This is a genomic window from uncultured Clostridium sp., from assembly GCF_937920395.1.
Classification (GTDB): Bacteria; Bacillota; Clostridia; order Clostridiales; family Clostridiaceae; genus Clostridium_AD.
Genome location: NZ_CALEVF010000247.1, coordinates 1 through 9,528 on the forward strand (window position 1 = coordinate 1; position 9,528 = coordinate 9,528).

Genomic DNA, 9,528 nt, shown 5'->3' on the forward strand with positions numbered 1-9,528 from the left:
AAAGTGAATTCCTCGGAATTCACTTTTGTATTTATAAAAGAAAAAAGAGCCATCTCACAATAGAAATTATTTTCTATTGTGAGACAGCCCCTTTATGTTACTAATTTTTATATATAATATTTATTAGTTTTAATTATGTTACCACCATCTTTAACATACAATATATATATGGGGTGATAACTATGAACAAATTTAAAAACCTACTTTATACTTTAACTTATATCTTATTGATTGAGATATGTCTAATATATTTTTTTTACAAATAAAGATATTAGAATACTTATTTACATTATCTCAGCTTTATAGATTTCATCAAAGGCACACAATTTTTGAACAATACCACTACTCTTAATGTACCTTGGTGCCAGAATTGTATACATTGTTGTACTATACTCTGACTTTTCATCTTCATTATTTTCATCATCTTCATCATCAATCACGAATTCTATATTTTTAACTTTTATACTCACACTGTCAAAATATTTTTCTAATTTTTCTACCATGTTTTTTTTGTTAACATATTGAATTTCTAACTTTAAAACATTAGTGTTTTTAAAAATTTTATTTTCAAAAGTCTTAAGAAATACTAACACTATATAAATACATATTGTTGATAATATAGTTAAAGTATAATAACCTAGTCCAATTGCAAGGCCAATACATGCAACTGTCCATATACTTGCTGCAGTAGTAAGCCCTTTTATTGAGCCTTTATCATGTATAATAGTACCCGCCCCTAAAAACCCTACTCCTGTAATAACTTGTGCTCCTAATCTTCCTATATCTACTTTCATAGCAGATTGAAGCTCTGGATGCATCAAAATCATATTTGTTGTCTCTTGAATAGAATATAATTGTATCATTGAAGTAATTGCCGCACCTAAACATACTAGTATATGCGTTCTAAACCCAGCTGGCCTATTTTTAAACTGTCTGTCATATCCAATTAAACCACCAACTAAAACTGCAAGTGCAAGCCTTATTGCTACTTGATATACTAACATGTACATACCCCCATAACACTGCTTATAACCTTATAATTTAATTCAAGTATTTTAATTCGATATTATTTGATTTTAACCATTCTATAACAAATTCCTTTATGCATTTATCTTCATATTTATACCACGCATTTGTTGTGCATTCATCATCTTCGCTTACATCCATTGTATTTTGTTTATCCATTAGAATATGCTTAAATTTCTTTATAGGTTCCTCGCCTTTTAATGCCTGCGTTAATTCTAATTTTAAATCAGAATTACTAATTTTACTCTTAACATATTCCTTCATAGATTTTATATAAAACTCTTCGTCTATTAGTGGAGTAATTAAATATCTATTTTCCTTATCCTCATTAATTAGTATAGCTATATTAACAAACTCTTTTAACCAATTATCGAAGGTATCTTCCTTCAATGTCCCTTTTTCTAAGGCTAAACTTACTTCTGTAGGAATATATATAACCTCACCAGTAAGCGAATCCAGATAACTTTTTCCTAAATTATCATCAACGTGTGAAATTGTTTCTATAAGTGCTTCCATATCAACCGCAACGTAATTCAAACCTTTTCCTCCTCAAATTTGTACATTAGTTATATAATATTTATAATAAAAAGCCAATAAACCCAAATGGTCTATTGGCCTATTTACTTATTCTTCAAATGTAGATTCATATTCTTCTAGTACTTTTGCGAATTCTTCCTCATCTTCTACTGCAATATATTGTTCTTTATCGTCTACTAATTCTATTTTATAGACAAAAGCATCTTCTTCCTCTCCTATCGGAGCTAATAATGCATATTTATTTTCATCTAATTCAATAATTTCAATTATTTCAAAATCAACCTTTTCTCCATCTTCATCGAGCATCGTAATAATTTTATTTTCTTCCATGACAATTCTCCTTTCAAGCTTAATAAACACATTATACCGTTAACCTCACTAACCTGTCCACATAAAAATACAGATTTAAATTATTTTAACCTAAATCATGATAAATTATACCATAACTATATTAAGATAATACCTTCTACGAATATGATTACAATTTCGAAGGAGATAATTAATCACTATATCCATATATTCCGCGAATAGAAACTTCTCCTGACACAATATGTTCTGTATTACCGCTAGAATTCTCAACAACTAATTCACCTTTATCGCTTATGTCAATTGCTTTAGCTATTCTTACTTTTCCTCTATTTATTAATTGAATTTCTTTATCTATAAGTATAGAATTTTTTCTACATATATCTAAAGTTTCTTTTATACTATCATTTTCTACAAAATCAGTGTAGAACTCTTCAAATATATTTAATATATTTGCAAGCAGTAACTTTCTATCCATAGGTTTACCACTTTCGATCTTAATAGAAGTAGCAACATCTTTTAGATCAGTTGTAATATCTTCTTTTTCTAGATTTACATTGATTCCAATTCCCATAACCAAGTAATTTATATGATCTATTTCTCCACTCATTTCTGTCAATATACCACATACTTTTTTACTGTTAATTACTATATCATTAGGCCATTTAATACTTGTTTTAACCCCCATTTTCATAATAGCTTTTTGAACAGCGGCGGCGCCAAGAAGTGTTATTTTTGATATGTTTTCCGTAATTATATTAGGTCTAAGTATAATTGACATCCATATCCCCTTATATTTTGGAGATAACCAATCTCGGCCTATCCGTCCACGTCCTGAGGTTTGTTCTTCGCTTATAACAACTGTACCATGTACTTTACCACCTTCAGCCAATTCCTTAGCTTTAGAATTTGTTGATCCAATAGAATCAAAATAAATAATATTTTTACCTATACACTCTGTATTTAGATAATTTTTTATTTCCTCGAAGGTAAGTATATCAGGTGATGAAATTATTCTATAACCTTTTCTTGAAATAGCTTCAATTATGTACCCATCCTCTTTAATACCCTTTATATGTTTCCAAATAGCAGCGCGACTAACCCCTAAAACTTCACTAATCTTTTCACCAGACACAAAATTATTTCCACTACCTTTAAGTAACCCAATAATTTTTTCTTTCATAATCTACACACCTTTTTTATTTTATATTAGGGCAAAAATATCTTTTTATCTAATTATAATCTCCTATATTCCTCTTGTTTGTATAGATATTTACCTTTAAGTGTTAGATCTATATCCGCAAGTAACTTATCCTTATCACCTGGCATCGTTCCCGAAAGCGATATATAATTTGAAGCATGATTGCTCCTAAAAATACAATTAGTAACTTCTACATTTTCAAGAAATTCTCTTAACTCAAACATTACTTCATCCTCTGTTAATATATGAAATATATCGTCTTGTACATCTTTATATATAGGTGTTCCATTCTCTAACATCAAAGTTAAAAATCCAACATAATCAGGATTAATAGCACTTATAAGTTTTGCAGACTCTATAGCATTTTCACTGATTTTTTCTCTACCTCCAATACCTGAAATCAAAGTAGTAGATAATTTTATTCCACTTTCTTTAACCTTTCGTCCTGCAATAATCAAATTCTCGGCAGTCACACCTTTATTTATACTCTTTAATATTTCATTACTTCCAGATTCAACTCCTAGATACAAAATTCCAATACCTAGCTCCTTAAGAGCGCGTAGCTCCTCTAATGATTTTGCTAAAATGTCCTTAGGCGTAGCATAAACTCCCACTCTCTCGCACCCTGGAAACAATTCTTTTATCTTTAATAAAATCATTCTCAACTTACTTGTTTCAAGAACTAAAGCATCCCCATCAGCTAAAAATATTCTCTTAACTACACTATAATCTAACTTAGCCTGCTCAAGATCTGCTATAATATCTTTTAACTCACGCACTCTAAACTTCTTATCTTTATACATACTACAAAATTTACATCCATTATGTGAACATCCAATAGTAACTTGTACAATAAGACTATATGCCTCACTAGGTGGTCTATAAACTGTTCCCTCATACTCCATTAAAACTCATCACTCCTCACACTTTTTGATGAAAGATTCAATATTCTCTTTTTCCTCGCAGATTTTTGTCTCATTCATATCACCTCTACCAAGTCTATCGCATAGTGATAACAACGCTATCTCCCTAATGGATATATCAGATTTCATTTCTTCCAAATTTGAAAACGGTAAATTTTTTGTTATAAAAAGAGTTTGCATATGCCACCTAACTAAAGCAGTAACCTGTTTAATTAATTCTTCATCATTTGTCAGTGCGCAAAGAAACCTTTTGCTGAGTTCTGAACCAATTTTATCATGATCATATGATGTTATCTTTCCATCTCTAACTTTTGTAGTAGGTGCTTTCCCTAAATCATGTAATAAAGCTGCCCACATAAAAGCTATTGGATTCTCACTAAGTTCTTTTTTTCTTGCAGCATTATCTATAACTAACATTGTATGTTTCCATACATTACCCTCGGGATGATGGACTGGTGATTGTGGAGTGTCTATCAAACTTCTTAATAATGTATATGGATACAATGTAAAAATATCTTGGTTGTTTAATATTTCATCAAAATAAATAGAAGGCTTAGAATCTTCCATTAAATGCTTTTGAAATTGTTCAAATATTTTCTTCATATATTAACTCCTTTCTGATTATTATTTTTAATTTATATTTTTTTATTGTTTTATAACAAAAAGAGCAAGCTAACCTTACCTAAACTATATACTATTTTAGTTTAGATAACAAATGCCTGCCCTTTTTATTAATATCTTTTTATTAGTTATTCCGACTTATTTCCACCATACTCACTTTTATTAGTTGTATAAACACTATCATTGAATGCACTTTCCTCTATAGTTTGAATAAGTTGGTTTTTAGAATGTGATTTTTGTGATTTCGTATCTTTTTTTATATAATTACGAGAATTATCCTTACTAGCTTGTTCACGAGTCTTCATACTAAATCCTCCTATTTACCTATTATTATAGAATCAAATAATTTTTTATATTCTTGGATTAATGCTCACTATACTTTTTCAGTACTTTTTTAAACTCTTCCCCTTGGCCTATTGATTTATATTCTACTTCGCCATTAACTACAACAGATTTATAAGCATATGCTTCATCTGAATCTTTGGGCCCAACTATTACATAATCAGTTCCATCCATTTTAATAGCGTCGATTAATTCTAAATCAACTTTATCGCCATTTTCATTTAGAACAGTAATTATTTCATTAGTTTTCATATACACACCTTCTCTCATGTAATTACATTTGTTTTTACGTGCCCTCTTATTTTGTGCTTAACTAATTGTTTTATACTATCTATTTTTACGCAAAAAAGTATATATTACGTATAATGCATTGATCGTTTTGCAATACGCGTAATATATACTTTTTATTTCAAATAATATTTTTCATGAATTATAGATAAAAGTTTCTCTTTAGTATTAAACTCCGAGTTTTCTAATACTATGTTTAAAAGAAATTTCAACATACTGCCTATCTCAATTCCTGGACTTATAGAAAATTCATTGATTAAATCTTTTCCACTTATCGCTAACTCTTTTATAGATAGTGGAACCTTAGATTCTATAATATCTATCGTCTGTTTCTCAACTTCATTAATTTCATCTAATCTAATTTGAGGAAAGCGTGACCCTAAAGCATCTGCTCTTTGCAAAACAAAAAGGTCAAATATTAATTTAGTGCTGACTCTATTAATAAGACGTTTTACGGAAATAACTGTCGGTGGATTTAATATATTCATATGCTCTTTCACTAAAATCTCCACTTCAGTTATACTCTCATTATCAAATTTAAGTCTTCTAAGCATTTTACCAGCTATTATAACTCCCTTTTTATCATGACCATAAAAATGCCCTATGCCACTCTCATCCATAGTAAAACAATCCGGTTTAGCTATGTCATGAAGTAGTCCTGCCATTCTTATGTTAAGAACCGGTGGACATTTTTCTACAACCGCCATTATATGTGAGAATATATCTTTGTCATTGTTGGGATTCTTTTGATTAAATCCTACTGTCGCTTGAAGTTCTGGTAATATGACCTGTAACAATTTAGTATCCTCTAATAATTTAAAAGCTTTTGTAGTATTATTGGATATTAACATTTTACATAGTTCATCTCTAATCCTTTCATTACTTACATTTGATATAAGGTTATAATTGTTTTTTATAGCAATCATAGTTTTTTCTTCTATATCAAAATCTAGACTAGCTGCAAACCGTATGGCCCTAAGCATTCTTAATGCATCTTCCTTAAATCTTTTATTAGGTTCGCCTACAGCTCTAATTATTTTATTTTCTAAATCTTCAATACCTTCAAAGTAATCTATAAGACCATCTGACGCGTTGTAAGCTAAAGCATTTATGGTAAAATCACGCCTCGCTAAGTCCTCTTGTAGATTTGAAACAAAAGTTACGACACTTGGTCTTCTATTATCCAAATATTCACCATCAATTCTATAAGTTGTAACCTCGTATCCAACAGCATTTATCATAACAGTAATTGTCCCATGTTTTATACCTGTAGGTATTGTTTTATCAAAACTTTTAATTATTTCTTGTGGCAGAGCATTAGTAGTTATATCATAATCCTTAGGAAAAGTTGTTCCGATTGTAGCATCACGTACACTCCCACCGACTATATAAGCTTCATAACCGCTATTTTTTAAAGTATCCAATATTGTTTTCACATCATTTGGTATAAACATAATTCCTCCATATATTATATTATGCTTTATCATTTGCATAACTTTTTATTTTTATCATAATAACTTATTTAAACATACATTGCTATAGGTATAATCTCAATTACTGGTCCATCAATTACAAGATTATTTGAATCATAATCTCTAATTAAAGTTGTATCTTTTAGAAACCTGTTTTTAAACTCTTTAAAATACTCCTCATTTAAATAATCAAAATATGTTCCACTAAGCAAATCAATATTATTTATTTCAGTTTTGTTATTATCCGGAATTTTTACCACCTTACCAAGGACAGTAATTCTGGCTCCTTCAATATAATCTAAATTATCTGCCATATGTTTTATCTCGAGCGGCACTATAACTTTTGTATTACTATTTCCAATATTACCACTAATAAACTTTATACATTTTTCAGTTTTGCAGACTTCCATATCATCTTTTAAAACTTTTAAGACTTGCCTTTTAACTTTATGTTCTGCAGATTCATCACCCTTCTCTAGTGGCTCAGGTGAAAAAGCCATTTGCATTTCCATAACTCTAATTATATCTTCTATATATTCTAATACTGGATTTTTATATAATTCGCAGGTGAACTGAACAAAATCAAATTCTTTTATATTTGTCACATCACTCTCACTAGTTATGATCTTTAACATATTTTGCTCATTTAACATGTTCTTTAATCTAGACAAAATTGTTATTACAATTGAAACTCTTTCTTCAATTTTCTGCGATGTAAATTCATTTAAAAATTGAACATTTAAGTCACCTTCCATTATTTTACCACAGGTGGCTTCATATAATGGTGTATTTGTGCTAATCGTTAACAGCTTTCTTGAACTTTCACTTTTTATTTCTGCAAATTCTTCAATTACAACTGTATATAAATTGTTAATCATATCTCCATTAGTATATAAAGGTATCAGTGCTCTGTTATCCATAATTTCATACCCCCATAAATCGTTGTTTTCAACACTGCATCACTTTCAGTGCTGTATCACTGAAAGTATTTCTATATAAAACAATACTCATAACTATTTTATATTATTTTTTATAATTTAGAACAATAATTTATAATGGAGTCTTTATTTATACAACCAAGTACACTATTTTTTCTTTAGTAATATTGATTTCACAACTACAGTTTCACCATATTTCTGCCTCAAACTATCTATTGTTTTATCTATCGCTCTTTTCTTTTCATCGCGTGTATTATCAATATCAAAAATAGATATTTGTTTAAAATTATCATTACATAAATTATTAAGAGAAACCCCCAACAATCTTATGGGCTCACCTCTCCATAATTCATCAAATAGAGTCCTTACTGTTTTTAATATTTCCTGAGTTTGATCCGTAGACATTTTTAATGTTGTACTACGTGAATAATCAATAAACTCATTATTTCTTATAGTTACTGAAATAGAATAACAACACTTTTTTATATTTCGTAATCTACTAGCCGTATGTTCCACTAATTCTAAAAGAACTATATAAGCATCGCTTCTATTTTTAATATCATTTGCAAGTGTTGTTGAATTGTTTATTCCTTTGAGCTCTCGAATATCAGATTTCACCTCTCTATTATCTATACCATTAGCATATTCCCACATCATTCTACCACTGCTTTTAAAATGATATTTCAAAAAATCCACATCATACTTCGCTAAATCTCCTATTGTAAATATGTTTAAATTATTAAGCTTTGGGACACTTCTACGCCCAACCATAAATAGCTCTCCCACTGGAAGATGCCACAATTTTTTTTCTACCTCATTTTTATAAAGTGTATGTACTTTATCCGGTTTTTCAAAATCAGATGCCATTTTAGCTAGTAGTTTAACATCTGACATTCCAATATTTACGGTAAACCCTAGTTCACACTTTATCCTATCTTTAATATCATATGCAAGTCTTAGTGCCGCTTCCTTAGAAGTATTATAACTTGTCAGATCTAAATAACACTCATCAATAGAGAATTTTTCAATAATCGGTGTATAATCACCAAATATTTTTCGCATAGCTTTACTACAACTTTCATATAACTTAAAGTCAGGTGATACAACAATTAGGTTTATACATTTCTTTCTTGCAGTAAATAAGCTCTCCCCTGTTGTTATTCCACTCTTTTTAGCTATCATAGATTTTGCAAGAACAACCCCTCTACGTGACTGTTCATCTCCACCTATTACAGCAGCTACATCCCTTAAATCAATTTTCTCTCCTTGTTTTAGACTGTTTGCAGCACTCCAAGAAAGAAATGCTGAATTAACATCTATATGAAATATAAGTTTTTCATTAAAGTTAGTCATATACTCTCATCCTTTTTATAAACATCTATAAGAAATATAATTTATATCTACATATATTATATATAATTTTCATACAAAAAAGCAACCTATCCTTAGTTTAGGAATAGATTGCTTGTTTTAAAAGAAATTGCTTTTACTTATCGATTAAGGTATGTCTTATGCTTTTATATTGTTTTTTATATATTCCTTTATCTCATCTGAATCACCAAATGTAAGTACTGGTGCCGATAACTTTTCACATTCTTTAAAACTTGAATCTGTAATAGTTTTGCGTGCTCCTAAAATTGAAGCAGCACTCATACTAAATTCATCTAGACCAAATCCAAGAAGTACAGGGATAAGATTTGCATCTCCTGCCATCTCACCACACATATTTACAGTTATTCCGGCTTTATGTCCATTATCTATTACTATTTTAATAAGTCTTAAAACAGCTGGATGATAAAAATCATATAAATATGATATTTTCTCGTTCATTCTATCTACTGCCAAAGTATATTGAATTAAATCATTAGTACCAA

The 9,528-nt window shown here is 29.4% G+C and carries 12 protein-coding genes; all 12 read right to left on the bottom strand.

The features are described from left to right. Positions 1-284: 284 nt before the first annotated feature. Positions 285-1,004, bottom strand: a complete 720-nt coding sequence (locus Q0649_RS16225; RefSeq protein WP_298844427.1) for an MgtC/SapB family protein — start codon at positions 1,002-1,004, stop codon at positions 285-287. A gap of 37 nt (positions 1,005-1,041) precedes the next feature. Further along, positions 1,042-1,563: a UPF0158 family protein gene (locus Q0649_RS16230; RefSeq protein ID WP_298844430.1), complete on the bottom strand. Its 522-nt coding sequence runs from the start codon at positions 1,561-1,563 to the stop codon at positions 1,042-1,044. An 87-nt stretch (positions 1,564-1,650) separates the two neighbouring features. After that, positions 1,651-1,893 (bottom strand): DUF1292 domain-containing protein, encoded by a 243-nt coding sequence (locus Q0649_RS16235; RefSeq protein WP_298844436.1) that lies wholly within the window; start codon positions 1,891-1,893, stop codon positions 1,651-1,653. A gap of 169 nt (positions 1,894-2,062) precedes the next feature. After that, complete coding sequence (locus Q0649_RS16240) at positions 2,063-3,052, bottom strand: biotin--[acetyl-CoA-carboxylase] ligase (RefSeq protein WP_298844439.1); 990 nt, start codon at positions 3,050-3,052, stop codon at positions 2,063-2,065. Positions 3,053-3,105: 53 nt separating this feature from the next. Then, complete coding sequence (locus Q0649_RS16245; protein WP_298844442.1) at positions 3,106-3,975, bottom strand: radical SAM protein; 870 nt, start codon at positions 3,973-3,975, stop codon at positions 3,106-3,108. A 9-nt stretch (positions 3,976-3,984) separates the two neighbouring features. Beyond that, positions 3,985-4,596 carry an HDIG domain-containing metalloprotein gene (locus Q0649_RS16250; RefSeq protein WP_298844445.1) on the bottom strand — a complete coding sequence of 204 codons (612 nt, stop codon included), beginning with the start codon at positions 4,594-4,596 and terminating at the stop codon, positions 3,985-3,987. 146 nt (positions 4,597-4,742) lie between these two features. Next, positions 4,743-4,919 (bottom strand): hypothetical protein, encoded by a 177-nt coding sequence (locus Q0649_RS16255; RefSeq protein WP_298844448.1) that lies wholly within the window; start codon positions 4,917-4,919, stop codon positions 4,743-4,745. 58 nt (positions 4,920-4,977) lie between these two features. Next, positions 4,978-5,208 carry a DUF1292 domain-containing protein gene (locus tag Q0649_RS16260; protein WP_298844451.1) on the bottom strand — a complete coding sequence of 77 codons (231 nt, stop codon included), beginning with the start codon at positions 5,206-5,208 and terminating at the stop codon, positions 4,978-4,980. 152 nt (positions 5,209-5,360) lie between these two features. Next, entirely contained in the window at positions 5,361-6,698 is a 1,338-nt protein-coding gene (locus Q0649_RS16265) for a CCA tRNA nucleotidyltransferase (protein WP_298844453.1), read from the bottom strand. A 68-nt stretch (positions 6,699-6,766) separates the two neighbouring features. Further along, complete coding sequence (locus Q0649_RS16270) at positions 6,767-7,636, bottom strand: hypothetical protein (RefSeq protein ID WP_298844456.1); 870 nt, start codon at positions 7,634-7,636, stop codon at positions 6,767-6,769. 165 nt (positions 7,637-7,801) lie between these two features. Beyond that, positions 7,802-9,007 carry a DNA polymerase IV gene (locus tag Q0649_RS16275; RefSeq protein WP_298844459.1) on the bottom strand — a complete coding sequence of 402 codons (1,206 nt, stop codon included), beginning with the start codon at positions 9,005-9,007 and terminating at the stop codon, positions 7,802-7,804. A 156-nt stretch (positions 9,008-9,163) separates the two neighbouring features. Beyond that, on the bottom strand, positions 9,164-9,528 hold a 365-nt coding region (locus tag Q0649_RS16280; RefSeq protein ID WP_367179406.1), incomplete at its 5' end, for a putative PEP-binding protein.